Origin of the sequence: Mesorhizobium sp. ES1-1 (assembly GCF_020164785.1) — a bacterium.
Lineage (GTDB): Bacteria > Pseudomonadota > Alphaproteobacteria > Rhizobiales > Rhizobiaceae > Mesorhizobium.
The window spans coordinates 138,825-165,664 of sequence record NZ_JAIUGX010000001.1; the positions used below are offsets into that span (position 1 = coordinate 138,825).

The following is a 26,840-nucleotide window of genomic DNA, read 5'->3' on the forward strand; positions in this document are numbered from 1 at the left end:
TATCTTAAATGGTCGACCCAACGCCAGCAGTTCCACGCGAACAGGGCGTTAGATGGCGCGATCAGCAGCGCGGTCTCCAGGTCGGCGCGCGTCTCGACCCGCCGCCCAGGGCGATGCCCACGCCGACCTCTCCGACGCCATCGGCCCGAACGAAAACGCTCATACCCTGCACCGAATTGCTAGGTAGCTCCGGCTTTCTGCTGAATTGCCTGTATTGCCCTTGAAAGAGGCGTGGTTCCCTGCATACCCTTGCGGCACGCAGGGAGGGCCAAATGGACATTTTCAGGCTGGACGGCGATGTCGCTCTGGTGACGGGAGCAGGCAGCGGCATTGGCCAGGCGATCGCGATCGGCTTGGCGGAGGCCGGCTCCGATGTGGCCTGCTTCGGCCATGCGTCGAACGGCGGGTTGGACGAAACTGCGCAGAGGATAACGGCACTCGGCCGCAAGGCCCTGGTGCTGGCCGGCACGGTGACATCCGAGAGCGACCTTGCGGCGGCAATGGACCGCGTCGAGGCCGAACTCGGCCCGCTGACCGTTGCCGTCAACAATGCCGGTATCGCCGGCTCCGAGCCGGCCGAAACATTGTCGCTCGATGCCTGGCGCAAGGTGCATGACGTCAATGTCGCAGGCGTGTTCCTTTCGTGCCAGGCCGAGGCGCGCAAGATGCTGCCGAGACGCAGGGGAGCCATCATCAACATCGCGTCGATGTCGGCAACCATCGCCAACCGGGGCCTGACGCAGGCGCATTACAATTCCTCAAAAGCCGCCGTCATCCACATGTCGAAAAGCCTCGCCATGGAATGGGCAGCCCGGGGGCTGCGCGTCAATGTCCTCAGCCCGGGCTACACGTTGACGCCGATGAACCGGCGGCCGGAAGTCGCCGAGGAAATCAAGATCTTCAAACGAGACACACCGATGGGACGGATGGCTGAGCCGGAGGAGATGGTCGGGCCAGCCATATTCCTGGCCAGCCGTGCCTCCAGCTTCGTCACCGGCCTCGACCTGATCGCCGACGGCGGCTACGTCTGCTGGTAGTCGGGCAAGGCGATCGGGCTGGGACGTCCCAGGCCGATCCGGAGCTCTTCACTCCGCGGCCAAGGCGAGTTGCGGGGGCGGCGCGGCGTTGTCCGCTGTCGTTACCTCGGCTTCCGGCTGGCTCCCCCGGCTGCGCGGCTCGCGGCCGAAGAACAGGGCGTAGCCCGCCGGCAGCACCAGGATGGTGAGCACGGTGGCGACCAGGATGCCGCCCATCATGGCATAGGCGAGCGGCCCCCAGAACACGGCGCGCGAGATGGGGATCAGCGCCAGCACCGCCGTCATGGCGGTCAGCACGATCGGCCGGAAGCGGCGCACCGCCGAGCCGATGATGGCCTCCGAACGGTCCATGCCCCTGGCTATGTCCTGGTCGATCTGGTCGACCAGGATGATCGAGTTGCGCATGATGATGCCGAGCAGTGCGATGACGCCGAGAATGGCGACGAAACCGAACGGCGCGCCGCTGATCAGAAGGGCGGCCGCGGCACCGATGATGCCGAGCGGACCGGTGGCCAGCACCAGCATCGCCTTGCCGAAATTCTGCAGTTGGATCATCAGAAGAACGACGATGACAGCCAGCATGACCGGCGCCTTGGCGGCGATCGAAGCCTGGCTTTCGGCAGAATCCTCAGCACCGCCCTGGATTTCGATCTTGTAGCCGGGCGCCAGACCATCGCGCAGGCCCTGCATGCTCTTGTAGAGCCTGGTGACGACGTCATTGGACTGCACGCCGTCGGGCAGCGTGGCGCGCACGCTAATGGTCGGCAGGCGGTCGCGCCGCCACTCGATCCCTTGCTCCAGCACCGGCACCACCTTGGCAACTTGCGAAAGAGGCACAAAGCCGCCGAAATCGGTCGGGATATAGACAGAGTCGACCGAGGAGAGCAGGCTGCGGCTGGCATCGGGCTCGCGGGCGACGATGGACACCGTCTCCTCGCCGTCGCGGAAGTCGTCGAGCGGCGCGCCGGACATGGTGGCCTGCAGCATCTGGCGGATGCGTTGCGAGGTGACGCCGAGCGCGCGGGCGCGATCCTGGTCGATGACCAGCTTCATCGCCGGCACCGGTTCGAGCCAATCGTCATGGACGGCACCGAGCAGCGGATCTTCCCGGAATTTCGCCTTCACCTGATCGGCGAGGCGTCGCACTTCCTGCCTGTCGGGGCCTATGACGCGCATCTGCACCGGCCAACCGGTCGGCGGTCCGAGGAAGAGGCGGTCGACCTTGGCGCGGATCGAGGGGAAATCTTGCGCCAGAATGCCACGCAGCTTGACGATCAGCCTTTCGCGGGCCGGTTCGTCATTGGCCATAACCAGCAGCTGGGCGAAGTTCGGATTGCGCAGTTGCTGGTCGAGCGGCAGGAAGAAGCGCGGCGCGCCTTCGCCGATATAGGTTGCGATGAAGCGCTTGTCGGTGTCGTCCATCATCCTGGCTTCGAGCGCCTTGGCCTGCGTCTCGACCTCCTTGATGCTGGTGCCTTCCGGCAGCCACAGGTCGACGAGGATCTCGGGTCGCGACGATTGCGGGAAGAAGTTCTGCGGGATGAACTGGAACGCCCACAGGCTGGTGCCGAAGGTCACCAGCGTCATCACGAGTACGATGATGCGATGCCGCACCGCCCAACCGACGGTGGCGCGCAGCCGGCGATAGAAGCTCGTGTCGAAAGCGTCGTGATGGCTGCCAGCATGCTTGCGCTGCTTGAGGATCATGTAGCCCAGCCAGGGCGTGAAATAGACCGCCACGAACCAGGACACGACCAGGGCGATGCCGACGACGTAGAACAGGGTGCGCACATATTCGCCCGCCGTGGAGGCGGCGAAGCCGACAGGGATGAAGCCGGCGGTGGTGATCAGGGTGCCGGTCAGCATCGGGAAGGCGGTTGAGGAATAGGCGAAGCTCGCCGCTTCGATTTTGACGAGACCCTCCTCCAGCTTGCGCTCCATCATCTCGACGACGATCATCGCGTCGTCGACAAGCAGGCCCAGCGCAATGATCAGCGCGCCGAGCGAAATCCGCTGCAGGTCGATGCCGAGCTCGTACATGATGGCGAAGGTTGCCGCCAAAACAAGCGGAATGGCGATGGCGATGACGAGGCCCGAACGCCAGCCGATCGACAGGAAAGAGACGACCAGCACGATCAGCAGCGCTTCGCCCAGCGCATGCATGAATTCGCTCACTGCATCCCTGACGACCTCCGGCTGGTCGGATATCTGGTCTACCGACACGCCATAGGGCAGCGCCTCCTCGAAGCGCTTGTAGGTCGCCTCGACATCCTTGCCGACATCGGTGACCTTGAAGCCCTTGGCCATCACGACGCCGAGCTGCACGCTATCATGGCCGTTGAAGCGGTATTTGCGCTGGAACGGATCTTCCAGTCCCGAAGTCACCGTGGCGATATCGCCCAGCCGGGTGACCTGGCCGCCGGCGCGAAGGCGCAGGTTCCTGATGTCCTCGACCTTACTGACGTCGCCCTCGACCGAGATGCGCACCGAGTTGGTACCCGTATCGACCGAGCCGGCCGGATCGACAGTGTTCTGTCCCTTGATGGCGTTCTGCAAATCCACCAGCGTCAGACCGCGTTCGGCCAGCGCCTTGGACGAGACATCGATATAGAGCTTCTCCGGCTGGTCGCCGATTATGACGGCTTTCTCGACGCCGGCCGTCGTCAGCAGCATGTCGCGCGCCTGGATGGCGAACTTCTTCAACTCCGGATAGGTGAAGCCGTCGCCGCTGATCGAATGCAGGGTGATGAACGTGTCGCCGAACTCATCGTTGAAATAGGGGCCAAGCAGGCCTTGCGGCAGCTCGCCCGCGATATCGCCGACCTTCTTGCGCACCTGGTAGAAGGCGTCATTGACTTCCGCCGCATTAGTGTCGCCCTTGATCTGGACGGTGATGATGGCGCTGCCGGCACGCGTGAAGGAGCGCACGAAGTCTAGATGCGGCGTTTCCTGCAGCTTGCGTTCGATCTTGTTGACGACCTGATCTTCCATCTCCTGGATCGAGGAGCCGGGCCAGATCGCCTGGACGACCATGACGCGGAAGGTGAAATCGGGATCTTCCTTCTGGCCCATCCGCATCAGGCCGAGCGCGCCCGAAATGATGATCAGGCCAAACAGGAACCGCGCAATGGCGGGGTGGCCGATGGCCCAGCGCGACAGGTTGAAGGGCCGCTTCTCTTCCGTGGAATTGGTCATCGGTGTTCGTCCACTTCGTTTGATCGTCGGCGCGGCGGCAATTTCGGCGCGTGTATTCCTGGGACTTTATGGTGGCTTCCGGGCGACAAGGCTCACCGAGCGGTGAACGCTTACCGCGATTGGGACGCAAGACTTGACGCGCGGGGGGTCACATCAAGCGAGCGCCTCGGTTCGAGCTTGTCGCCCGGAAACCAGCGGCCGCGGGAACGCGCGGCCGGTTCAGTTGTCATCGCACCTGCTTGGCGTCGCCGCCGTCGCCGGCCGCCGAAGCCGATTGCAGGACGGTGTCGGCGGCGAGCTTCACCTTGAGATTCTCGGTCATGAACTGCGTGCCGGCCGCAACCACGACATCGCCGGGTTTCAATCCTTCCGCCACGCGCACGCCGTCGGCAGCGAACGCGGCGACTTTCACCTTGCGTGCGTGAACTGTGTCCGCGCTACGATCTACTGTCCAGACGATCGGTTGGCTGCCTTGCTCGGCCAACGCGCTCAACGGGATCGAAACCTGTTGCCGTTCGTTGGCGGCGGACGCTTCGATGGAGGCGGTCATGCCGAGCAGCACGCGTGGATCGTCCGGCAGGCTGACGCGGACGGCGAAGGTGCGCGACTGCGGATCTGCGCTGCCGGCGACCTCGCGCACCTTGCCCTCAAGCGCCAGCGCATCGTCGGACCAGAAGCCTGCCTTGACGACCTTGCCCGGCTTGAATTGTGCGATCTCCATTTCCGGCACCGCGATCAGCACTTCCTTTTCACCGTCGACCGCGACGGTGACGACCGGCGTGCCCGAGCCGACCACTTGGCCGACATCGGCATTGACTGACGTGACGATGCCGGCCGTGTCGGCCTTGAGATCGGTATAGCCGACCTGATTTTTCGCCTGGTCAAACGAAGAACGGGCGGAGTCGCGCGTGGCAACCGCCTGGTCATAGGTGAGCGTCGCCTGTTCGAGCTGCGATTTCGGCGCGAAATTCTTGGCGAAGAGCTGCTCAGCCCGCTTGCGGGCAAGCTCGACGGTCTCCACCTGCCGCTCGGCCGCATCGAGGGCGGCCTGCGCGCTCTTGACCGACAAATCGTAGTCGGTGGGATCGATGCGGGCGAGCACATCACCGGACCCCACGTGCTGACCGATGTCGACAAGGCGCTCGGTGATCTTGCCGTTGACCCGGAAAGCCAATGCGCTTTCAGTACGGGCCCGCACCGACCCCGAATAGGAAAGGGTGCGGGTGTCATGAGCCTGGGCGATCTCGACGACCTTGACCGGACGGATGACGTCCTTGACCTCCGCTTTTTCCTGGCTGCAGCCGGCGAGCCCCAGAGTGACGGCGACAAGCAGCAGCGAACCAGCCGCCGGTAGCCTGCCGATGATCGAGTTGAACGAAGACACGCGCGTACTCCCGAGATGGAGATTACTGTTGGCGCCGGAAACCGGCATTATTTCAAGGCTCTGATGGCATAGTCGATGAGGTCGTCGGGCATCGCCCGGTTCGTCTTGGCGAGGCACTGCGCCACCATCTGCGGATGGCATAGGATGACCGTGGCGGCGCCGAAACAGCGCGATGCGATCACCGGATCCTGTTGTCTGAACTCGCCGGCTTCGATTCCGTCGCGGATCACTTCGGCCAAGAGGTCGTGAATGCTATCGACATGCTTGTCGATCACGGCCCAGTCGCGTTCGAGCGCAATGATGACCATCTCGTGGACCTTCTGCTCGTCCAGCATCACTTCCAGGGTCATCTTGTACTGCGCGTGAACGTAGCGCCGGAGCCTCTCCTCGGCGCTGATGGGCAAGTGCGAAATCTCGTAGGCCATCTGGTAACTGGCGCCGAGCATGCGGCCACAGATCGCCTGATGGATTTCGACCTTGGAGGCGAAAAACCGGTAGATGTTGGCCGGCGACATGCCAAGTTCTCGGGCGATGTCCGCGACATTGGTCTTTCCATAGCCATAGTGACGGAAGAGGCGCTCGGCGCAGTCGAGGATGCGCGTCACATTTTCCTGTCGGCTGGCGTCTACGACTAAATTCGAGGCTTCAGACATTGACCCTGTTGCTTTACGAGTGACGAATTTCGAATTTCGTCACTCGTAAATCGCACGACAGCAGATGTCAATGCGGATTCGTCGTACGCGTATAATTGGTGACAGATGGTGACAGGAGACAGTACGAGACAGTCCCTAGAGGATCGGGCGCGGCGATCGCAGCCGGCCCAAGCAATTGCCATCACAGGGCCAATGAGGTGCGCAGCGACCCGTCTGAGAACCTGAAGCGTCGCACCGTAGCATCTCGGCGCTTACGTCGCCTTCGCCATCTCCCGCAGCCGGAATTTCTGGATCTTGCCGGTCGAGGTCTTCGGGATTTCGGTGAAAGTCACCGCTTTCGGCACCTTGAATCGGGCAAGCAGAGCGCGGCAGTGCTCGATAACCTCTGCCTCGGTCGCAATGGCGCCCGGCTTCAGTTCCACGAAAGCTACGGGCACCTCGCCCCATTTCCCGTCCGGCCGGGCGACCACGCCGCAGGACGCAACCGAAGCGTGTTTGTAGAGCGCTTCCTCGACTTCGATGGACGAGATGTTCTCGCCGCCCGAGATGATGATGTCCTTTGAACGGTCCTTGAGTTGGATATAGCCGTCCGGATGCATGACGCCGAGATCGCCGGAATGGAACCATCCGCCGGCAAAGGCTTCGTCGCTCGCCTTGCGATTCTTCAGATAGCCCTTCATGACGATGTTGCCGCGAAACATGACCTCGCCGATGGTTTCGCCATCCGCCGGCGTCGACCGCATCGTCTCCGGGTCCATCACGGTCAGGCCCTCCAGCGCCGCATAGCGCACGCCCTGGCGCGCCTTCCTGGCGCTGCGGTCCTGCTTCTTAAGGTCGTCCCAGGACGCATGCCATTCGTTGACGACGGCCGGGCCATAGGTCTCGGTCAGGCCATAGAGATGGGTTACCGCAAAGCCGGCTTCGGCCATGCCCGACAGCACGGATTCCGGCGGTGGCGCCGCCGCCGTGTTGAAGGTGACGGTCTGCGGAAAGGCGCGCTTGTCCTCGGCCCGGGCGTTGATCAGCACGGACATGACCACGGGCGCGCCACACAAATGTGTCACCCCGTGATCGGCGATCGCATCGTAGATCGGCTTCGGCCGTACCCAGCGCAGGCAGACATGGGTGCCGGCCTGCACGGCGAGCGTCCAGGGAAAGCACCAACCATTGCAGTGGAACATCGGCAGGGTCCACAGATAGGCCGCATGCTTGGCCATCCCGGCATGGATTGTGTTGGTGTAGGCCATCAGCGCCGCGCCGCGATGATGATAGACGACGCCCTTGGGATTGCCCGTGGTGCCCGATGTGTAGTTGAGCGAAATCGCATCCCACTCGTCATCCGGCATCGCCCAAGGAAAATCCTCATCGCCTTCGGCGACAAACGCCTCATAGTCCAGGGTGCCGATCCGCTCGCCCTTCGGGTAGGGTGCGTCAACGGCGTATTCGGAATCGTCATAGTCGATCACGAGCGGCTTGACCCTTGTCAGATCAAGCGCTTGCCGCATGACGTCCGAGAACTCGCGATCGACGATCAGCACCCGGGTCTCGGCATGGTCGAGCTGAAAGGCGATGACAGCGGCATCGAGACGGGTGTTTAGGGAATGCAGCACGGCCTTGGTCATCGGGATGCCGAAATGCGCTTCCAGCATGGGCGGCGTGTTGGACAGCATGACCGTAATCGTGTCGCCCTTGCCGACGCCGCGCTTCTGCAAGGCTGAGGCAAGCTTCAATGAGCGCTGCCAAAAGGTGCGATAATCGATGCGCTGCTTGCCGTGGATGATGGCGAGATGATCAGGATAAGTCTTCGCCGCGCGCTCCAGATAGCTGAGCGGGGTCAGCGGCTGGTGGTTTGCAGCATTCTTGTCGAGATCCTGTTCATAAGGATTGCCCATGCCGTTCTCCCCGTGCCCTAAGAACAAGTCTGACAGCCCCGACGGCCCATATGGACCACCGCCGTGATGTCTTTCCAAACCCTTCTAATCGGGCGTCCGGCCTGCGTCACCATCGGCGGTGCCAAGCCGAAGGGAATTGGCCAAAAAACCATGCGCAATCGACGGTCTGAAGGGAATTGATGACCTTGCTCGGTTTGACTTTTGTCGACGGCCGTGAATAATGTCAGCCGAGGAGACGGCATGGCGATCCGACCTGCAGAACAGCTGATTCACAAGGCCGCCTGGCTCTATTACGCGCATGGGCTGCGGCAGGACCAGGTGGCGAGCCAGCTTAACATTTCCCGCGCCTCGGTGGCGATGTATCTGCGTCGGGCGCGCGAGACCGGCATCGTCAACATATCGACCTCGACGCAGCTTTTCACCGACGATGTGATGGCGCGCAAGCTGGAGGATGCGCTGAAGCTCGACGCGATCTGGATCGCGTCGGAGAACGACCAGGTCACCGACGCATCGACTGAGATCGCTGTCCTGGGCGCGAGTGTATTCCTGGAACTCGTCAAGAAGGGCGACCGCATCGGAGTGGCCTGGGGCCGCACCGTCTACACGATCGCCGACATCATGCCCTATGCCGACCTGCAGGATGTCACCGTGGTTCAGCTCTGCGGCAATCTCGGAGCGCCCTATTTCTACCGGCCCGACCAGTGCACGATGGAGATAGCGAGGCGGCTGAATGCCAAAGGTCTCAACTTCTACGCGCCGCTTGTGCTGTCGACCGAAGAATTGGCTCGCGCTCTGCGGGACGAGCCGGTGATCCGGGAACAATTGTCCAACATCGGCGACTGCGACCTGGCCCTGTACTCGGTTGGCGCCGTCGACGCCGACAGTCATCTCGTCAAGTGCGGGGCGCTGACGCCAGGGGAAATGGCCGATCTGCGCAAACAGGGCGCCGCTGGAGTGATAGCGGGACAGATCATCGACGCGGACGGATCGATGCTCGATTGCAGCTACAACAGGCGAGTGATCTCCGCGGATTTGTCTTCGTTGCGCGCCATCACCAAACGCTTGATGGTCGTGCAGGAGGACAGCAAGCTCGAACCGCTACTGGCCGCGATCAAGGGCGGGCTTTGTACCCATCTGGTGGTGGGCGCGCGCATGGCGCAGCGGCTGCTGGACCATGCGGAAGCAGCGACGGCATCCTGAATAACAACCATTTGCCGGCGCTTGTCATCACGGCGTCGCGGCATTCCTGTTCACGAAAAACGACAGCAAACCGGACGAAACCAACATGAAGAACCTGTGGAACGACGACGCGGCCGAACAACTCGTTGCCGATTATGCGAAGAAGGGTGTCGGCCGTGATCTCGCCTTGCGCGTCTACACGACACGCCTGCTGGGCGGCGAACCGCGGCTCGTACTGCATGGCGGGGGCAACACATCCTGCAAGACCGTCGCGACCGACCTTGTCGGAGACGAGTGGGATGTGCTGTGCGTGAAAGGCAGCGGTTGGGACATGGGCGTCATCGAGCCCCAGGGCCTGCCCGCCGTCAAGCTCAAGCCGCTACTGAAGGCGCGCTCGCTGAGCAGATTGGGCGACGAGGACATGGTCGCGCTGCAGCGCGCCAACCTCATCGACCCGTCGTCTCCGAACCCTTCGGTGGAGACGCTGCTGCACGCCTTCCTGCCGCACAAATTCATCGACCATACCCACTCCACCGCCATTCTGGCCATTGTCGACCAGGAAGACTCCAAGCCGCTTGTGAAAACGGTGTTCGGCAGCAAGATGGGCTACGTGCCCTACATCATGCCAGGCTTCGACCTCGCCAAGGCGGCGGCCGATGTGTTCGATGCCGATCCGACCGTTGAAGGCCTGATCCTCGACAAGCACGGCATCTTCACCTTCGGAGACGATGCCCGGCAGGCCTATTACCGGATGATCCACTATGTGAACGTGGCGGAGGAATACGTCGCCAGGAACGCCAAGCCGCAAGCGGCCCGGGCGGCGCTGCCAGCAAGGCTCGCAACGCCGGCTTCCATCGCGCCGATGCTGCGCGGCGCGGTCGCGGTGCCGCGCGGCGAAGGCCGCTTCGACCGCATGATCAGCGACTTCCGCACTTCGGACGCGATCGTGGACTTCATCGGTTTGGCCGGGATTGCCGACCTCGCCGGACGGGGCGTCTCGACACCCGACCTGTCGATACGCATCAAGACCGGTCCAATGGCATTGCCGGCGCCGGACGCCGACCAGATCGACGACTACAAGACTTTGATCAAGAGCCACGTCGAGACATTCGCCAAGGACTACCGCGCCTATTTCGAGGTCAACGACGCGCTCGACGACGTCAAGCGCACCATGCTCGATCCGATGCCGCGCCTGACCTTGGTGCCGGGGCTCGGCATGTTCGGCCATGGCCGCACGCTGAAGGACGCCAGGATCGCGTCGGATGTCGGCGAGATGTGGATCGAGGCGGTGCGCGGCGCAGAGGCGGTCGGCCGCTTCCATCCCCTATCCAAGGCCGATCTGTTTCCGCTCGAATACTGGTCGCTGGAACAGGCCAAACTCGCCTCCAACAAGCCGAAGCCACTGACCGGCCAGGTGATGCTGGTCACCGGCGGCGCTGGCGCGATCGGCGCGGCGACGGCAAAGCTCTTCGCCGACAATGGCGCCCATGTCGTCGTGGTCGATCTTGATGCCGAAAAGGCTGCCGACGCCGCCAAGAAGGCCGGCAACAATTCGATCGGCGTCGCTGCCGACATCACCGATCCGGCCCAGGTCCGCGCCGCCTTCGACAGGGCAGTCGCCATGTTCGGGGGCTTAGACATCCTGGTGTCCAATGCGGGCGCCGCCTGGGAAGGCCGGATCGGCGAACTCGACGACGCATTGCTGCGCAAGAGTTTCGAGCTGAATTTCTTCGCCCATCAGTCGGTGGCGCAGAATGCGGTACGCATCATGCTGGAACAGGGCACCGGCGGTGCGCTTCTGTTCAACACGTCCAAGCAGGCGGTCAATCCGGGACCGAAGTTCGGCGCCTACGGCCTGCCGAAGGCGGCGACGCTGTTTTTGTCCCGGCAGTATGCGCTCGACTACGGCGCCTATGGCATCCGTTCGAACGCCGTCAACGCGGACCGCATCCGCTCGGGTCTGTTGACCGACGCCATGATCGCCAGCCGCTCGGGCGCACGCGGCCTGTCGGAGAAGGACTACATGTCGGGCAATCTTCTCGGCCAGGAAGTGACCGCGCAGGACGTGGCCCAGGCATTCCTGCATCATGCCTTGGCCGACCGCACCACCGCCGATGTGACGACAGTCGACGGCGGCAACATCGCGGCGGCGCTGCGGTAGATGGCTTGATTGCCCATGCCGCAAGGCGGGGCAATCTAACAAATATTGTTAGGATCTGTGAGGCGTGGTATAGGACCGGCATGAAAGCCGAACCGATGCGCACCCTCACCATCTCCCTCACCGCGAAGCAGAGTGCGCGCCTGCAAAGCGCCATCGAAGGTGGTGCCTATGCCTCCAACAGCGAGATTGTCCGCGATGCTCTTCGCCTGTGGGAGCAGCGCGAGGAATTGCGCGCGCTAGAGCTTGAGCACCTGAAACGCGCCTATGCCGATGGCATGGCCAGCGGCAAGCCCGTAGGGATTGAACCCGCTGAGTTTATACGCAGTCTGAAGGAAGAACGCCGCGCCCGTGGCTAGATATCGGTTCACACCACGAGCCTCGCAGGATTTGCGAGACATCTGGCAAACCATTGCAATCGACAGCGAAAAGGCAGCAGACAAAGTGCTTTTGCGCATTTTTGACAGGCTGGAGCTGGCGAGCCAGCACCCCAATATGGGCACGGCCCGGCCGGAGTTAAGCGCGACTGCCCGCGTGCTCGTCGAGGGTCGCTATATCATTATCTACGAACCGCAGCCGGACGGCCTTCTGGTTGCGGCGATTGTCCACGGGATGCGCGATCCAGAGCACTGGCTGTAGCCGCATGAACTCCGGACACATAAGAAAAGAGCGGCTCCTGAGCCGCCCTTTTCGTTTGTGAGGATGGTTCCTACTTGGCGTTCGGGTTCGGCATCCAGGCCGGCATCGCGACATCGGCATGGGCGAACTGTGGCAGCTTGGCCGACAGGTCTTCCATGTTCTTGATGTCCTTGTCGAGGAGGTCCTTCTGGGTGATCAGCGTCGGCGGTACAACGACGTTGTGGCCGGGGTCTTCACCGGCCAGCAGTTGCGCCAGGGCACGCACGGAAACCTGACCCACGACGGCCGGGTTGGTTGCGGCGGTGGCCGCCCAGGCGCTGTCGGGCTCGCGCATCGCGGCAATGTCGGAGGTCGAGATGTCGGCGGAGTAGATCTTGATCTTCTTGTTCAGGCCGGCCTCGTCGACGGCGATCTTCACGCCCTTGGCGAATTCATCATAGGGTGCGAACATCACATTGATGTCGGGATGCGCCTGAAGCACAGAGCGCGCCTGATTGGCAACGGAGTTGGCAATCGGGTTGTCGAGCGTACCGAACATGGCGACTTCGCTGATGCCCGAGTACTTCTTCTTGACGTCGACCCAAGTCTCGTTGCGGCGGTCGAGCGGCGCGATGCCGGCGACGTAGACATAGCCCGCCTTCCAACTCTCGCCATTGTCCTTGACCGCCTGCTCGAGTGCGAGGCGCGCCAGATCCTTGTCCGATTGCTCAATCTGCGGGATCTTGGGGTTTTCGACATTGACGTCGAACGCCACGACCTTGATGCCGGCGTCGACCGCGCGCTGCGCGGCGTCCTTCATCGATTCCGTCAGGCCGTGCTGGATGATGATGCCCTGCACCCCGAGCGCGATGGCCTGGTCGACCATGTCCGATTGAAGAGCGGCGTCCTGGCGGCTGTCGAGCACGCGCAGGTCGATACCGAGCGCCTTGGACTGTGACTCCACGCCAGAGAGATAGGCCTGGAAGAAATCGCCGGTCGAAAGATAGCGGACGAGCGCGATCTTGACGCCGGGCTTATCGAAAGGCGCCGGCTTGTCGGCGGCAAGCGCGGGAACCTGCATCAGCATGGTGGCGCCGGCCAGACCGAGCGCGACCTTCCCCAGAAGTCTTCTTGTAATGTTCATATCGTTTTCCTCCACTCTTGTTGAACCCAAAATTCCGTCCCGGTCGAACTATCTCCTGCCCCTGCCCGAAAGGGCAAAGGTAAAGACAAGGGCGATGACCAGAACGACGCCCTTGACGAAATCCTGCGTGTAGTAGGGCGCGTTCATCATCGTCAGGCCTTGCAGCAGGATACCGACGAACAGCGCGCCGACGGCGGTACCGAAGGCGTTCGGCTTGGCGGCGCCCAGCACCGCATAGCCGATCAGCGCCGCGGCGACCGCATCGAGCAGCAGATTATTACCCGACGCAATGTCGCCGCGTCCAAGCCTGGCGGCGAGCAAAATGCCGCCGATCGAGGCAAAAACTCCTGAAATGACGTAGGCCCAGATCTTGTATGCCTTGACAGGCGCGCCGGCGAGTTCAGCGGCACGTTCATTACTGCCGACGGCATACATCATCCGGCCGAAACGGGTGTATTCCAGGAAGAACCAGATCAGCACCGCCAGCACAAGGAGCACGACGACGGACACGGGGATGAGGTTCGGGATGAAGAAATCGAAACGGTGACGGCCGAGCGCCAGGAACGCTTCGGAGAATTTGCCGTTGGCGACCGACCCGTCCGGCATAGTCATGCCGGTGGCGATCGAGCGGCCCTCGGTCGGGATGCGCTGCAGGCCAACCAGCAGGAACATCATGCCTAGCGTCGCCAACAGGTCGGGCACGCGCATATAGACGATCAGCCAGCCATTGATCAGGCCGACAATGGCACCGATGACAAGGCAGACCACAACGGCGACGACGACGTTCTGCTCAAGCACCACCATGACATAGGCAGCCGCCATCATCGCCGATGTGGCGACCGAGCCGATCGACAGGTCGAAACCGCCGACCACAAGCGTTGCCGTGACCCCGAGGGCGAGCACGCCGGTTATGGCGACCGACTGGAAGATGAAGACGGCACTCTGCGGCGAGACGAAACCATCCGCGGCGATCGCGAAATAGGCGATGAGGCCGAATAGGAGGACGATGAAACCATAGCGGATGGCGTAATCGCGCAACGTCATTCAGCGCTCCCGCGCGCCGTTGCATTCTTGATCCAACTCGAACCCATGGTCACTCCGTTCCAATTCCAATTTCCCACCACGCTCAAGCCGCGTTGTGGAGCGGTCCGCCAGCGACCTCGGCCAGCAAACGGTCCAGATCGACGTCGGCATTGCGATGTTCGCCGACGATTGTCTGTTCAGACATGACGAGAATACGATCGGCGGTTTCCAGCGCCTCGTCGATTTCGGTTACGAACAACAGAGTGGCGCGGCCACCGGCGCTTGCCCTCAGCTTGGCGGCGATATCGCGCCGGGCCGAGATGTCGACCCCCTGGAATGGCTCGTCCAGGATGAACAGCGTTGCATCCTGCGCCATCCAGCGTCCAACCATCACCTTCTGCTGGTTGCCGCCGGACAGGGACGACATCTCGTCCTTCTCGGACCTGCAAACGATGCCCAGTTCCTTGATCTGCCGTCGCGCGGTGGCACGTTCCAGCCGGCGCTTGAGGACAGCGAAACGCGACATGCGTTTGTGAAACGGCAGGCTGATATTTTCCTGGATGTTGAAGCCGCCAACGATGCCGTTTTCGCCGCGATCCTTGGCGACCAGGAAAACCCCGGCTGCTATCGCGTCTCCCGCCGAGCGCGGCGCATAGGGCATGCCGTTCATGGTCATCGCGCCGGCAAGAGGTTTGCGCACGCCGAAAAGCGTCTCGGCAAGCGCCGTCTTGCCGACGCCGACGAGGCCGGTGATGGCGACGACTTCGCCGTCGCCGAGTGTCAGCGAGATCGGCTTGGCACCCTGCGCAATGCGCAGGCCGTCAATGGTAAGAATGGGCTTGGCCGAGTCCCTGACGACGATCCGGTCGAGATGGATCTTGCGGCCGAGCATGGCGTTTACGGCGCCCTCATAGTCAAGCGGCTTGCTATCGAAGACACCCGAGACGACGCCGTCGCGCATCGAGACGATCCGGTCCGCGAGGCGCCTGATGTCCGACATGCGGTGCGATATATAGAGGATCGCCACGCCTTGTTCGCGCAGCCTGTCGATCAGCGCGAACAGCCGATCGGCTTCGGCGCTGGACAGGGACGAGGTCGGCTCATCGAGGATCAGCACTTTCGGCTGATGCGCCAGAGCGCGGGCGATCGCCACCATCTGGCGATCGGCAAGGGAAAGGTCGCTCACGCGAGCCTTCAGATCGAACGCCAGCCCCATGCGATCGGCAACGGCCCGCGCCTCGCGGCGTACGCGCGCGGGATTGAACAGCATCGGAGCGTTCGCGCCGCTCAGCCGGTCCAGCGTCAGGTTTGTAGCGACATCGAGATCGGCGACGACGCCGTCATTGATGTTTTGATGAACGGTCACGACGCCGGCGCGGATCGCCTCCGCAGGCGTGGTCGGCGCAAACTCTCGCCCGGCGAGGTCCATCGTTCCGCCGCCGCGCTCATAGACACCGCTGATGATCTTGACGAAGGTGGATTTCCCCGCACCGTTGGCGCCCATCAGCACGGTCACTTCACCGGCATGAAGGGCCAGCGAGACGCCGCCAAGCACCTCGGTGCGACCAAAGGATTTTCTCAGCCCCTCCGCGCGGAACACGGCATTTCCGACCATGCGTTCCTCCCTAGACCTGACGCTATGGTCTGTTCCGGCAATTGTCAACACGATTGACAATTGCCAGACAGCTTCCTAGCTTGGCCCAACTGACCGATGCTTCCCTGTGATCGGACGCATGGGCGGGAGGGAGATGCATGACTGAGAAATTGCCGTTCGAAGCATTGTCGGTGGAGACGCTTGCGACGCGGCTCAGCGCGAACGAAGCGCTGTGCGCCATCATCGGCCGGGACACGGGCGCCTGGAAGGTTCGCGAGGTCGGAGACGGCAATCTCAACCTGGTGTTCATCGTCGAGGGTGACAGCGGCAGCGCGGTTGTCAAACAGGCCCTGCCCTATGTCCGCCTGGTCGGCGACAGCTGGCCGTTGCCGCTCAAGCGCTCCTTCTTCGAATATCATGCGCTGACCCGGCAGGAGGCGCGCGCTCCAGGCTCGGTGCCCTCCATCCACCATTTCGATGAGGGCCAAGCGCTCATCATCATGGAGTATCTGTCGCCGCATATCATCTTGCGGCGGGCGCTGATCGAAGGCCGGCAATTGCCCAATATTGCCCGGGATATCGGGCTGTTCATGGCCCGCACGCTGTTTCGCGGCTCCGACCTCTCGATGGCGGCCAAGGACCGCAAGGCCGATCTGGCGCTGTTCGCCGACAATGTCGAGCTTTGCGACATCACCGAAAATCTGGTGTTTTCCGACCCCTATTTCGACGCCAAATTGAACCGGCACACCAGTCCGCAGCTCGACGGCCTTGTCGCCGAAGTGCGTGCCGATCGCGATCTGAAGGTGGAGGCGCAGCGGCTGAAGCACATTTTCGCCGCCAATGCCGAAACGCTGCTGCATGGCGACCTGCATTCCGGCTCGATCATGGTCACGGACAGCGAGACACGGATGATCGATCCGGAATTCGCCTTCTATGGTCCGATGGCCTTCGATGTCGGCATGCTGCTCGCTAATTTCTGGATGTCGTTCTTCTCGCAGCGCGGCCATGAACAGGACGGATCGCGCGACGCCATGCGCGCCTACCTGCTCGACGTCGTGGTCGAGACCTGGTCTGTGTTCCGCAGCGAATTCTCGCATCTGTGGCGCACCGAGCGCACCGGCATGCTATACCAGAAGAGCCTGTTCGAGGATCAGGGCGACCGGCTCGGCGCCGAGCAGGCGCTCGATCACGTGCTGCACCAGATCTGGACGGACCTGCTCGGCTTTGCCGGCATCGAGGTCCATCGCCGCATCCTCGGCCTTGCCCATAATGCCGATTTCGAGACCATCGCCGACGAGGATCTGCGCGCAACCTGTGAATCGAAGGCGCTCAGATTCGGCCGCCACATCGCCGTCAACCGGCGCCATATCCACAGCATCGAAGAGCTCAACGCCTTGGCCGTGCTGATTGAACAGGAGAATCGAATTTGAACGTCGGCGACCGCCACTATCGGACCATCTGGCTGAGCGACGACGGGCGTTCGGTGGAGATCATCGACCAGCGCTGGCTACCGCATGATTTCCGCATCGAGAGAATCGATACCGTCGCCGGCATTGCAACCGCCATTCGCGACATGTGGGTCCGCGGCGCGCCGCTCATCGGCGTCACGGCGGCGTATGGCGTCGCCATGCGGATGGCCGACGATGCTTCGGATGCGGCTCTCGACGACGTTTGGGAAGTTCTGCACGAGACGCGCCCGACGGCGATCAATCTGCGCTGGGCGCTGGATGAGATGCGGCGCTTCCTGCGTCCGCTGCCGACAGAACAACGCGCGGAGGCTGCCTATCGGCGCGCCGGAGAAATCGCCGACGAGGATGTCGGGCTGAACCGCGCCATCGGCGCCAATGGTCTCGCCATCATCAAGGAGATAGCGGCGCGCAAGAAGCAGGGCGAGCCCGTCAACATATTGACGCACTGCAATGCGGGCTGGCTGGCCACCGTCGATTACGGCACCGCCACCGCGCCGATCTATCTGGCAGCCGAAGCCGGCATTCCTGTGCATGTCTACGTCGACGAGACGCGGCCGCGCAACCAGGGCGCCCAGTTGACCGCCTGGGAGATGGCCGGCCATGGCGTGCCCCACACGCTGATCGTCGACAATGCCGGCGGCCATCTGATGCAGCGCGGCGCGATCGACATGGTGATCGTCGGCACGGACCGCACAACGGCCGACGGCGATGTCTGCAACAAGATCGGCACCTATCTCAAGGCGCTCGCCGCTTCCGACAATGACGTCCCGTTCTACGTCGCCCTGCCCTCGCCGACGATCGACTGGACCGTGCATGACGGCCTGGCGGAAATCCCGATCGAGCAACGCTCCGCCGACGAGGTCTCGTTGGTCTGGGGCAAGACCGCGAGCGGCGAGATCACCCAGGTGCGGATATCGCCCGAGACATCGCCCGCGGCAAATCCGGCTTTCGACGTGACGCCGGCGCGTCTGGTCACCGGCCTGATCACGGAACGCGGCGTCGCCAAGGCCTCACGCGAGAGCCTGAAAGAAATGTTCCCCGAGCGTGGATGATCTCGCGTTCCAGTCGGCGATTGACAGGGCCGCCCTGCCCCGCCATAAAAATCGCGTTAATGTTCTCAGGGCGGGGTGAAAGTCCCCACCGGCGGTAAGGGTTCAGGCCCAAGCCCGCGAGCGCTTTCCGGTTGGAAAGGTCAGCAGATCCGGTGTGATTCCGGAGCCGACGGTTAGAGTCCGGATGAAAGAGGACGAACGGAAGACGGACCGCTCCGGCGGGCCTTCCGACGTATCGTGCGTCCTGGTTCTGGTTCGAAACGGAAGATGGGACCCATGAATCAGCATTCCAACAAAGATTATGAAACCAACCGCATCGCCGTCATTCGCGCGCGCTGGCATGCCGACATCGTCGACCAGTGCGTGGCGGCATTCGAGGCCGAGCTTGCCGCGCTTGGCGGCTTTGCCATCGAAGTCTTCGATGTGCCGGGAGCCCATGAAATCCCGTTGCATGCCAAGACACTCGCCGAGACCGGGCGCTATGCGGCGATCCTCGGCACGGCCTTCGTCGTCGATGGCGGCATCTACCGGCACGACTTCGTCGCAAGCGCCGTCATCGACGGCATGATGACGGTGCAGCTTGCGAGCGGGGTGCCAGTGTTGTCGGCAGTTCTCACGCCGCATAACTACCATGAGAGCAACGAGCACCACCGCTTCTTCCACGAGCATTTCAAGGTGAAAGGCAAGGAAGCAGCAAAAGCCTGCGTCGAGGTCTTTGCCGAACGCGCAAGAATCGCGGCCTGAACCGTGGATCGGGAGGCGCATCGGAACTAAACCGATTTGGATTGCAAGACCGCGCGTTGAGTGGGTTGCGGTCCGTGGGAAATACAGCCAGAAACAGTTGGACGGGCTTCGGCCCAACCTGCCAAATCGCGCCTGCAACCAGATACGGGAGACTATTCGTTGGCTCGCATCACACTGAGACAATTGCTCGATCACGCCGCCGAATACGGCTACGGCGTGCCTGCTTTCAACATGAACAATATGGAACAGGGCCTCGCCATCATGGAGGCGGCGGAGGAGACAAAGTCGCCGGTGATCCTGCAGGCCAGCCGCGGCGCCCGCGCCTATGCCAATGACGTGGTGCTGGCCAAGCTGATCGACGCGCTGGTCGAAATCCACCCCGACATCCCCGTCTGTATGCATCTCGATCATGGCAACAACGAAGCCACCTGCGTGACCGCGATCCAGTATGGCTTCACCTCCGTGATGATGGACGGCTCTCTGAAAGAGGACGGCAAGACGCCGGCCGACTACGCTTATAATTCCGGCATCACCCGGCGCGTCGTCGACATGGCGCATTGGGGTGGCGTCTCGGTGGAGGGCGAGATCGGCGTGCTGGGCTCGCTCGAGAGCGGCGGCGGCGAGCAGGAAGATGGCCACGGCGTCGAAGGGGCGATCAGCCACGACCAGTTGCTAACCGACCCCGAACAGGCCGTTCAGTTCGTCAAGGACACACATGTCGATGCGCTGGCGGTGGCCATGGGCACCAGCCATGGCGCTTACAAATTCTCGCGCAAGCCGGACGGCGCGGTGCTGGCCATGAACGTCATCGAGGAAATCCACCGCCGCCTGCCCAACATGCATCTGGTCATGCACGGTTCGTCCTCGGTGCCCGAGGATCTGCAGGAGATCATCAACAAATATGGCGGTCAGATGAAGCCGACCTGGGGCGTGCCGGTGGAAGAGATCCAGCGCGGCATCAAGCACGGCGTGCGCAAGATCAACATCGACACGGACAACCGCATGGCGCTGACCGGCGCGATCCGCAAGGTGCTGACGGAGAATCCGAGCGAGTTCGATCCGCGTAAATATCTGACGCCGGCAATGTCGGCGATGCGCAAGCTCTGCAAGGAACGCTTCGAACAGTTCGGCACTGCCGGCAACGCAGAGAAGATCAAGCCGCTGCCGGTCGCCGAGATGGCCAAGCGCTACAAGTCGGGCAGCCTCGACCCGAAATTCGGCTGATCTCGATCCCAGCGGAACCGCTGGACCATTCCGGCGGTTCCTTCATTGCCCGCGAGATATCGCTTATTGAAGCGTGCGCAGGGGCGCCTGGCCGGCACGGTCACGCGCGATGCCGGCATCGATATCCTCGACGCTGCGATCGAGCCCGGTCGCGACCACCGAAACCCGGAAGCGCCCTTCCATGCTCTTGTCGAAGATGGCGCCGACGATGATGTCGGCATCCTCATAGACCTCTTCGCGGATGCGGGTCGCAGCCTCGTCGACCTCGAACAGGGTCATGTCCCTGCCGCCCGAAATCGAGACCAGCACGCCCTTGGCGCCCTTCATAGATACTTCGTCGAGCAGAGGATTGGCGATCGCGGCTTCCGCCGCCTTCATCGCCCGGCCCTCGCCGGATGCTTCGCCGGTGCCCATCATGGCGCGGCCCATGTCGCGCATCACCGATTTCACATCGGCGAAGTCGAGATTGATCAGGCCTTCCTTGACGATCAGATCGGTGATGCAGCTGACGCCGGAATAAAGCACCCGGTCGGCGATGACGAAGGCATCGGCAAAGGTGGTCTTGGCGTCGGCGATACGGAACAGGTTCTGGTTGGGGATGACAATGACCGTGTCGGCGCTTTCGCGCAGCCGTTCGATGCCCTCCTCGGCCATCTGCATGCGGCGCCTGCCTTCGAAGGTGAAAGGCTTGGTGACGACGCCCACCGTCAGGATGCCGGCCTTGCGTGCCGCCTGGGCGATGATCGGAGCCGCACCGGTTCCGGTGCCGCCGCCCATTCCGGCGGTGACGAAACACATATGTGTGCCGGCCAGATGATCCATGATCTCGTCGAGCGACTCCTCGGCTGCGGCCCGGCCGATCTCGGGGAGCGATCCTGCGCCCAATCCTTCGGTCACGTGGGCGCCGAGCTGGATCAGCCGCGTCGCTTTCGACATGGTCAGCGCCTGGGCGTCCGTGTTGGCCGCGATGAACTCCGTCCCCTGGAGTTGTTCCGCGATCATGTTGTTGACCGCGTTGCCGCCGCCGCCTCCAACGCCGATAACGGTGATCTTAGGCCTCATCTCGGAGATTTCGGGCTTCTTGAACTCGGCCATGCCTGTTTCTCCTTCGCCAATCGCGTGCGCTTCACGGCTCATCCGCAGACTGCCCGCACACATTGCGATCGAGCGGCATGTCGCGAATCAGTCCGCCGATAGCTACCCCAAAAAGCCAGAGTGCGGCCAGAGGTGCAAGGGCGCCCGAGGTCAAGATTTGTGATGGCGACAGCATCGCCTGCCGAGAGGTCAGTGGTCGCTGCATGGCCGGCACGCACATTTCCAGTTGACCGCGGAATCCGCCCGACACCTGATGACGACCGCAGAATCACTGCGCGGATCGACGAGGAATGACCATGGAACCAATCTGGGCCGTCGGCCTGATGACCGGCACCGTGCTTGACGGCAATATCGACGTCGCGCTGATCAAGACCGATGGCGAAAGCATCGCCGATTTCGGCACCTATCGGCTGATGCCCTATCCTCCGTCGATTCGCTCGCTTCTTGAAGACACGCTGAAAGAGGCACGAGCCTGGAACTTCGATGGACCCGAGCCGGAGATCTTTCGCGAGGCCGAGGACGCGCTGACGCGAGCCCAGTCAGCGGCGGTCGAAGAGCTGGTCGAGGGCCATGGCATGACGATGGCCGAGATCGGCGTGGTCGGCTTTCATGGCCAGACCGTGCTGCATCGCGCTCCGCAGCCAGGCAGGATCGGCCAGACGCGGCAGCTCGGCGACGGCGAGTTGATGCATTCCATCCTGGGCACGAAGGTTGCCTACGACTTCCGCTCGGCCGATGTCCGCGCCGGCGGACAAGGCGCGCCACTGGCTGCCGCCTATCATACCGCGCTGATGCGCAGTGCGGGTGCCAGCGGCGAAGTGGCCGTGCTCAACCTCGGCGGCGTCGGCAACATTACCTGGTGGGACGGCGCAAACAATGTCGTCGCTTTCGACACCGGGCCTGCCAACGCACCGCTCAACGATTTCATCAAGGCAAGGGGTCTCGGCGAGATGGACCGCGACGGCACGCTCGGCCGCGCGGGAACTGTCGACGAGGCGCGGCTGGCCAGACTGCTGCAACATCCCTATCTGACGAAGCCCTATCCGAAGTCACTCGATCGTTTCGACTTCGGCGCCGCAATGGCCGACGGCTTGAATGCCGAGGACGGCGCGGCCTTGCTGACCGCCTTCACCGCCGCCGCCGTCGGCAAGGCGCTCGACCTTCTGCCGACACGACCCAAGAAACTGGTGGTCAGCGGCGGCGGCCGCCACAACCCGACGATGATGGCGATGCTTGCCAGCCGCGCCGGTGTCGAGGTGATGCTTGCCGAAAGCCTTGGCTGGAGCGGCGACGCGGTGGAAGCGGAGTGTTTTGCCTTCCTCGCCGTCCGGGTGCTGCGCGGCCTGCCGATCAGTTTTCCGAGCACGACCGGCGCGCCGATGCCGATGCTCGGCGGAAAACTCGCTGGATAGGGCTAGTTTGCCGGGATCCAAAACGGAACTCGCTACGCGCTGACCCCTGCATCGTTCTGATCCGCTGCCACCAATGACTTGCGCAGAAAGATGCGGTCGCGGCCCACAGGGAAATCGGCAAGCGTGCCGAAAGGCTGGTAGCCTTGGCGCTGATAGGTCTTGGCGGCGACCGGATTGAAGGTGTCTATCCAGGCGTTTCGACAGCCGCGCTTCATGGCCTCATGCTCGGCGGCATCCAGCATCTTGCCGGCCATGCCTTGGCCGCGCAATTTCTCATCGACCCAGAGCCACTGAACAAAAAGCCAGCCCCAGGCGGTGTAGCCGGAGATGCCGGCGACGACCGCGCCAGCATCGTCCCGCACAAACACGGCAAGCGCCTTGCGGCCTGATGGGCCGACATCGCCGTCATTGAATGCCGTCAGGCGCTCGCCAAGATAGGCGAGCTCTTCCGGCATGGGATCCGCGGTGGTTTCGAGCGTCGTGTTCACGGCATTTCCGCAGGCGTAGGCGGGACAAGGTCGAAGACCCGCCCGCGATTAAGGATGTTTGCAGGGTCGAAGACTGCCTTTAGCCGCCGCATGGTGGCAATCTCGGCGTCGCTGCGCACCAGATGCAGCCATTGCTTCTTGTCGAGGCCGATCCCGTGCTCGGCCGAGACGCCGCCTCCGGCCGCAGCCACGCCACGGTAGATGGTGTCATAGGCCGCGGCCGGATCGACCGTGCGAACCTGATAATGCAAATTGCCGTCGCCCAGATGACCGAAGACATAGATGTCGGCGGCGGGATCGGCGGCGTGAATTGCGATGTCGGCTTCGCCGAGGAAGGCTCCCATGCGCGCCAGCGGGACGCTGATGTCCACCCCGACCAGGCCTTTCATCGAAAACAGAACGCGATTGGCATCCTCGCGTACGTCCCACAGAGCCCGGAATTCGCGCGGCGACTGCGAGACGACGACGTCGTCTGCGATGCCATCCTCGATCGCCCGCATCAGCACTTCGGTGAAGCGCTCGCCGTCACGCTCGGGCTCGCTGCCCTGGATTTCGGCCAGCACATAGACGGGCGAGCCGGCAGGCAGCGGCGCCGGCATGGCCATGGTGGCGACCATGATGTCGTAGAGTGGCGCGAAATTGACCTCGTAGGCGGACAGGAGCGGGCCAAGGCTTTGCCGCAGCAATCCCAACAGGGCGATTGCCGCGTCGAGCGAAGGGAGCGCGCAGAAGGCGTTGATCTCGGAGGCCGGCTTCGGATGCAGCCGCAGCGCGGCGCGGGTGACGACGCCAAGCGTCCCTTCGGTACCGATGAAAAGCTGGCTGAGATCGTAACCGGAGTTGTCCTTTCGCAGACCCTTCAGCGATGTCAGCACGCTGCCATCGGCAAGCACGGCTTCGAGCCCCAGGACCTGCGCCCGGTACATGCCGTAGCGCAAGACGCGTATGCCCCCGGCATTGGTAGCGATATTGCCGCCAACCGTCGCCGAGCCGCGCGCGCCGATGTCGACGCCGAACATCAACCCGGCGCCATCCGCGGCTTCCTGCACGGATTGCATCGTCGCCCCAGCGCCGGCGACGATGCTGGCTTCCTGACGGTCCGGCGCCGCCACGCCCGTCATGCGCTCCATCGACAGCACCACCTCACCCGGCTTGACGCGCGCGGCGCCAGTCAGCCCGGTGCGCCCTCCCTGCACGACAACAGGCTGGCCGAGACGGCCGCAGGTGATCAGCGCTGCCGCTACGCCCTCGGTGTCGCGCGGGCGCAGAACCGCTTCGGGGAGCGCGCCCAGCTTGCCGTCGGGATCGTCGCGATACCGCTGGTCCACGTCGGGGCCGGCGATCACGCCGCCAGCGCCCAGCCGGTCGCCGAGAGCCGCTAGAAGCTGTTCTGTTTCGGGTGACATCGATCAATCCTAGTCATGATCGCACGCCGGTCAAACCCTCGTCATCCTGCGCGACCGTCTGGACGAAAGGAAGACCATCGGACATGCCATGCCGGCGGTCACCCGGTTACTCGAAGCGTTGCGGACAAGATAGCGGCGGCTGCGGCGATGTCCTGTTCGATGGACAGCCGAACGGCCGCGGCGTCCCCCTGATCCAGCGCCGCGACAATCCTGACATGCGCGTCATTGGACTGCGGAACGTAGTCATCGGCCTGCATAAGCAGCGTGAGATAGGGCCCGACCCGACCCCAGAGGTCGCGGATCATGTTGAACAGGATCGGCGCACCGGCATGCCCGTAGATGGCGAAGTGAAAAAGTTCATTCAGCCTGAGATACGCTTTTGCGTCACCTGCCTCGATAGCCTGCCGCATGCCGGCGAGCGTCGTCCGCAGGTCGGCCAGTCCGCTTTGCGTCATCCGCGATGCCGCCATTTCACCGGCCAGCCCCTCGACGGCGACCCGGATGCGCGTCAGTTCCTCGAAGGCGGATGAGGTCAGCAGGGGCACAATGACCGATCGGTTGTTCTGCATTTCGAGCAGCCGCTCGGCGACGAGCCTTTGCAGCGCCTCGCGGATCGGCGTCGTGGAGATGCCGAAGGTTTCGGCGAGTTTGCGGATCACCAATGCCTGTCCGGGGCTGAAGCCGCCTGAAATCAGCTCCTGTTTGAGCGCGACATAGGCGCGGTCATTGAGGGTCTGGTGCTCAAGCTTCAGCATGCACAGGCCCGTCACCAATGCGACAATGCGCGGTCGAGCGTCTCGGCCAGCTGCTCGGCATTGTCGCGCGCAAACGGCAAGGGCGGCCTGATCTTCAACACATTGCCGCGCGGACCGCAGGACGAGATCAGCACGCCGTCCTCGCGCATGGCTTCGACAACCGCCGATGTCTTGGTGGCAGCAAGTGACTCGTCACCGTCGGCTTCCAGCTCAACGCCGAAATAAAGCCCGTTGTGCCTGACATCGGCGACCGCGCCGTGCCGGCTTTGCAAGGCGTCCAAAAGATCGCGCGTATAGGCGCCGACATCGCGCGCATTCTCGATCAACCCCTCGCCCTCTATGACGTCGAGCACCGCGATGCCGACCGCAGCCGCGACCGGATTGCCCCCGAAAGTGTTGAAGTAGCCGGTGTTCGAGCCGAACGAAGCGACAAGCGCCGGCCGCACCAGAACGGCGCCCATGGGATGGCCATCGCCGATCGGCTTGCCCATGGTGACGATGTCTGGCTCGATGCCGTAATTGGCAAAGCCCCACATGCCCTGGCCAAGCCGGCCGAAGCCGGACTGGACCTCGTCCGCGATGATGATGCCGCCGGCTGCTCTGACGTGATTCGCCGCCTCGCGCATGACAGCCGCACCGGGAAAGAAGATGCCGTCGCTGGAAAAAGCCGAGTCGAAAAGCAGTGCGGCAGGCCGGATATTTTGTGCGCGCATGTCGTCGATAGCGGCAGCTACGTTGCTGGCAAAGTCGCGCGCGGCGCGACCACGGTCGCGGAACGTGTCCGGCGCGGCGACGGTCCGGTGATGCGTGCCCACGCCCCGGGCGCCAACCGCGGCCGGCGATAGCTGCGCGGTGGCGATCGTCGCGCCGTGGTAGGCGAAGTCGGTGATGATCACGCCTGTCCCGCCGCTCGAATGCTGGGCGATGCGGATGGCCAGGTCGTTGGCTTCGCTGCCGGTGCAGGTGAACATGGCGTGGCCGAGATGGGACGGGGCGGTACCGAGCAATTTTTCCGCGTAGTCGAGGATGATTTCGCTGAGATAGCGCGTGTGCGTATTGAGCGTAGCGGCCTGCCCGGCCAGCGCCTCGACAACGCGCGGATGGCAGTGACCGACCGAGGCGACATTGTTGTAGGCATCGAGGAACTTGCGGCCCTGTGCGTCGTAGAGCCAGACGCCGCTGCCGCGCACCAGATGGATCGGGTTGCCGTAGAAGGCTCGATAGGTTGGGCCAAGCAATCTGGCGCGGCGTTCGAGCAGCGCGCTATCCGAGACCGTGGCGTCCTTGTTTTCAGAAAATGGCGAGGACTGGGACACGT

General features: G+C 63.1%; 22 protein-coding genes and 1 riboswitch. Of the genes, 10 read left to right on the forward strand and 12 right to left on the reverse strand.

Annotation, left to right across the window (positions count from 1 at the left end):
* The first annotated feature begins 272 nt into the window (after window positions 1-272).
* On the forward strand, window positions 273-1,037 hold the full coding sequence (locus LB513_RS00660) for an SDR family oxidoreductase (protein ID WP_224661515.1): 765 nt from the start codon (window positions 273-275) through the stop codon (window positions 1,035-1,037).
* A gap of 48 nt (window positions 1,038-1,085) precedes the next feature.
* Here LB513_RS00660 and LB513_RS00665 read toward each other — a convergent pair whose 3' ends face one another.
* The 4 genes from LB513_RS00665 to LB513_RS00680 form a co-directional block, all read right to left on the reverse strand.
* Entirely contained in the window at window positions 1,086-4,232 is a 3,147-nt protein-coding gene (locus LB513_RS00665; RefSeq protein ID WP_224661516.1) for an efflux RND transporter permease subunit, read from the reverse strand.
* Window positions 4,233-4,458: 226 nt separating this feature from the next.
* Window positions 4,459-5,616 (reverse strand): efflux RND transporter periplasmic adaptor subunit, encoded by a 1,158-nt coding sequence (locus LB513_RS00670; RefSeq protein WP_224661517.1) that lies wholly within the window; start codon window positions 5,614-5,616, stop codon window positions 4,459-4,461.
* A gap of 47 nt (window positions 5,617-5,663) precedes the next feature.
* Window positions 5,664-6,269 (reverse strand): TetR family transcriptional regulator, encoded by a 606-nt coding sequence (locus LB513_RS00675; protein WP_224661518.1) that lies wholly within the window; start codon window positions 6,267-6,269, stop codon window positions 5,664-5,666.
* A gap of 251 nt (window positions 6,270-6,520) precedes the next feature.
* On the reverse strand, window positions 6,521-8,161 hold the full coding sequence (locus LB513_RS00680; RefSeq protein ID WP_224661519.1) for an acyl-CoA synthetase: 1,641 nt from the start codon (window positions 8,159-8,161) through the stop codon (window positions 6,521-6,523).
* Between the two features lie 240 nt (window positions 8,162-8,401).
* Between LB513_RS00680 and LB513_RS00685 the strand changes: the two genes are divergently transcribed.
* The 4 genes from LB513_RS00685 to LB513_RS00700 all read left to right on the forward strand — a co-directional run bounded on the left by LB513_RS00685 (window position 8,402) and on the right by LB513_RS00700 (window position 12,137).
* Window positions 8,402-9,361 carry a sugar-binding transcriptional regulator gene (locus LB513_RS00685; RefSeq protein WP_224661520.1) on the forward strand — a complete coding sequence of 320 codons (960 nt, stop codon included), beginning with the start codon at window positions 8,402-8,404 and terminating at the stop codon, window positions 9,359-9,361.
* Window positions 9,362-9,446: 85 nt separating this feature from the next.
* The gene (locus LB513_RS00690) at window positions 9,447-11,501 is read left to right on the forward strand and encodes a bifunctional aldolase/short-chain dehydrogenase (RefSeq protein ID WP_224661521.1); all 2,055 of its coding nucleotides are present in this window, start codon (window positions 9,447-9,449) and stop codon (window positions 11,499-11,501) included.
* 95 nt (window positions 11,502-11,596) lie between these two features.
* Window positions 11,597-11,857, forward strand: a complete 261-nt coding sequence (locus LB513_RS00695; protein ID WP_411962675.1) for a type II toxin-antitoxin system ParD family antitoxin — start codon at window positions 11,597-11,599, stop codon at window positions 11,855-11,857.
* The gene (locus LB513_RS00700; protein WP_224661523.1) at window positions 11,850-12,137 is read left to right on the forward strand and encodes a type II toxin-antitoxin system RelE/ParE family toxin; all 288 of its coding nucleotides are present in this window, start codon (window positions 11,850-11,852) and stop codon (window positions 12,135-12,137) included. The genes LB513_RS00695 and LB513_RS00700 overlap by 8 nt, the downstream gene beginning before the upstream one ends.
* 70 nt (window positions 12,138-12,207) lie before the next feature.
* Here the strand turns inward: LB513_RS00700 and LB513_RS00705 are convergent, their stop codons facing one another.
* The 3 genes from LB513_RS00705 to LB513_RS00715 form a co-directional block, all read right to left on the reverse strand.
* A complete protein-coding gene (locus LB513_RS00705) occupies window positions 12,208-13,260 on the reverse strand; it encodes a substrate-binding domain-containing protein (protein WP_224661524.1) in 1,053 nt (350 codons plus the stop codon).
* Window positions 13,261-13,308: 48 nt separating this feature from the next.
* Window positions 13,309-14,304 (reverse strand): ABC transporter permease, encoded by a 996-nt coding sequence (locus LB513_RS00710; protein ID WP_224661525.1) that lies wholly within the window; start codon window positions 14,302-14,304, stop codon window positions 13,309-13,311.
* An 82-nt stretch (window positions 14,305-14,386) separates the two neighbouring features.
* The gene (locus LB513_RS00715) at window positions 14,387-15,898 is read right to left on the reverse strand and encodes a sugar ABC transporter ATP-binding protein (RefSeq protein WP_224661526.1); all 1,512 of its coding nucleotides are present in this window, start codon (window positions 15,896-15,898) and stop codon (window positions 14,387-14,389) included.
* Between the two features lie 137 nt (window positions 15,899-16,035).
* Here LB513_RS00715 and mtnK point away from each other — a divergent pair, with 137 nt between their 5' ends.
* The 4 genes from mtnK to fba all read left to right on the forward strand — a co-directional run bounded on the left by mtnK (window position 16,036) and on the right by fba (window position 20,366).
* A complete protein-coding gene (mtnK, locus tag LB513_RS00720; protein ID WP_224661527.1) occupies window positions 16,036-17,307 on the forward strand; it encodes an S-methyl-5-thioribose kinase in 1,272 nt (423 codons plus the stop codon).
* Complete coding sequence (gene mtnA, locus LB513_RS00725) at window positions 17,304-18,398, forward strand: S-methyl-5-thioribose-1-phosphate isomerase (protein ID WP_224661528.1); 1,095 nt, start codon at window positions 17,304-17,306, stop codon at window positions 18,396-18,398. The genes mtnK and mtnA overlap by 4 nt, the downstream gene beginning before the upstream one ends.
* Window positions 18,399-18,455: 57 nt before the next feature.
* Window positions 18,456-18,598: riboswitch (FMN riboswitch) on the forward strand.
* A gap of 76 nt (window positions 18,599-18,674) precedes the next feature.
* Window positions 18,675-19,142: a 6,7-dimethyl-8-ribityllumazine synthase gene (locus LB513_RS00730; RefSeq protein ID WP_224661529.1), complete on the forward strand. Its 468-nt coding sequence runs from the start codon at window positions 18,675-18,677 to the stop codon at window positions 19,140-19,142.
* A 159-nt stretch (window positions 19,143-19,301) separates the two neighbouring features.
* Complete coding sequence (fba, locus tag LB513_RS00735; protein WP_224661530.1) at window positions 19,302-20,366, forward strand: class II fructose-bisphosphate aldolase; 1,065 nt, start codon at window positions 19,302-19,304, stop codon at window positions 20,364-20,366.
* Between the two features lie 63 nt (window positions 20,367-20,429).
* Here fba and ftsZ read toward each other — a convergent pair whose 3' ends face one another.
* Window positions 20,430-21,461 carry a cell division protein FtsZ gene (ftsZ, locus tag LB513_RS00740; RefSeq protein ID WP_224661531.1) on the reverse strand — a complete coding sequence of 344 codons (1,032 nt, stop codon included), beginning with the start codon at window positions 21,459-21,461 and terminating at the stop codon, window positions 20,430-20,432.
* Window positions 21,462-21,757: 296 nt separating this feature from the next.
* Between ftsZ and LB513_RS00745 the strand changes: the two genes are divergently transcribed.
* Window positions 21,758-22,873: an anhydro-N-acetylmuramic acid kinase gene (locus LB513_RS00745; RefSeq protein WP_224661920.1), complete on the forward strand. Its 1,116-nt coding sequence runs from the start codon at window positions 21,758-21,760 to the stop codon at window positions 22,871-22,873.
* Between the two features lie 32 nt (window positions 22,874-22,905).
* On the opposite strand, the gene LB513_RS00750 is transcribed toward LB513_RS00745, so the two are convergent.
* From LB513_RS00750 to LB513_RS00765, 4 genes are all read right to left on the reverse strand, one after another.
* Window positions 22,906-23,361, reverse strand: coding sequence for a GNAT family N-acetyltransferase (locus LB513_RS00750; protein ID WP_224661532.1), 456 nt, complete (start codon window positions 23,359-23,361; stop codon window positions 22,906-22,908).
* Complete coding sequence (locus LB513_RS00755) at window positions 23,358-24,767, reverse strand: FAD-binding oxidoreductase (protein WP_224661533.1); 1,410 nt, start codon at window positions 24,765-24,767, stop codon at window positions 23,358-23,360. Before LB513_RS00755 ends, LB513_RS00750 begins: the two co-directional genes overlap by 4 nt.
* Before the next feature lie 98 nt (window positions 24,768-24,865).
* Window positions 24,866-25,522 (reverse strand): GntR family transcriptional regulator, encoded by a 657-nt coding sequence (locus tag LB513_RS00760; protein ID WP_224661534.1) that lies wholly within the window; start codon window positions 25,520-25,522, stop codon window positions 24,866-24,868.
* 11 nt (window positions 25,523-25,533) lie between these two features.
* Entirely contained in the window at window positions 25,534-26,838 is a 1,305-nt protein-coding gene (locus tag LB513_RS00765; RefSeq protein WP_224661535.1) for an aspartate aminotransferase family protein, read from the reverse strand.
* Window positions 26,839-26,840 lie beyond the last annotated feature (2 nt).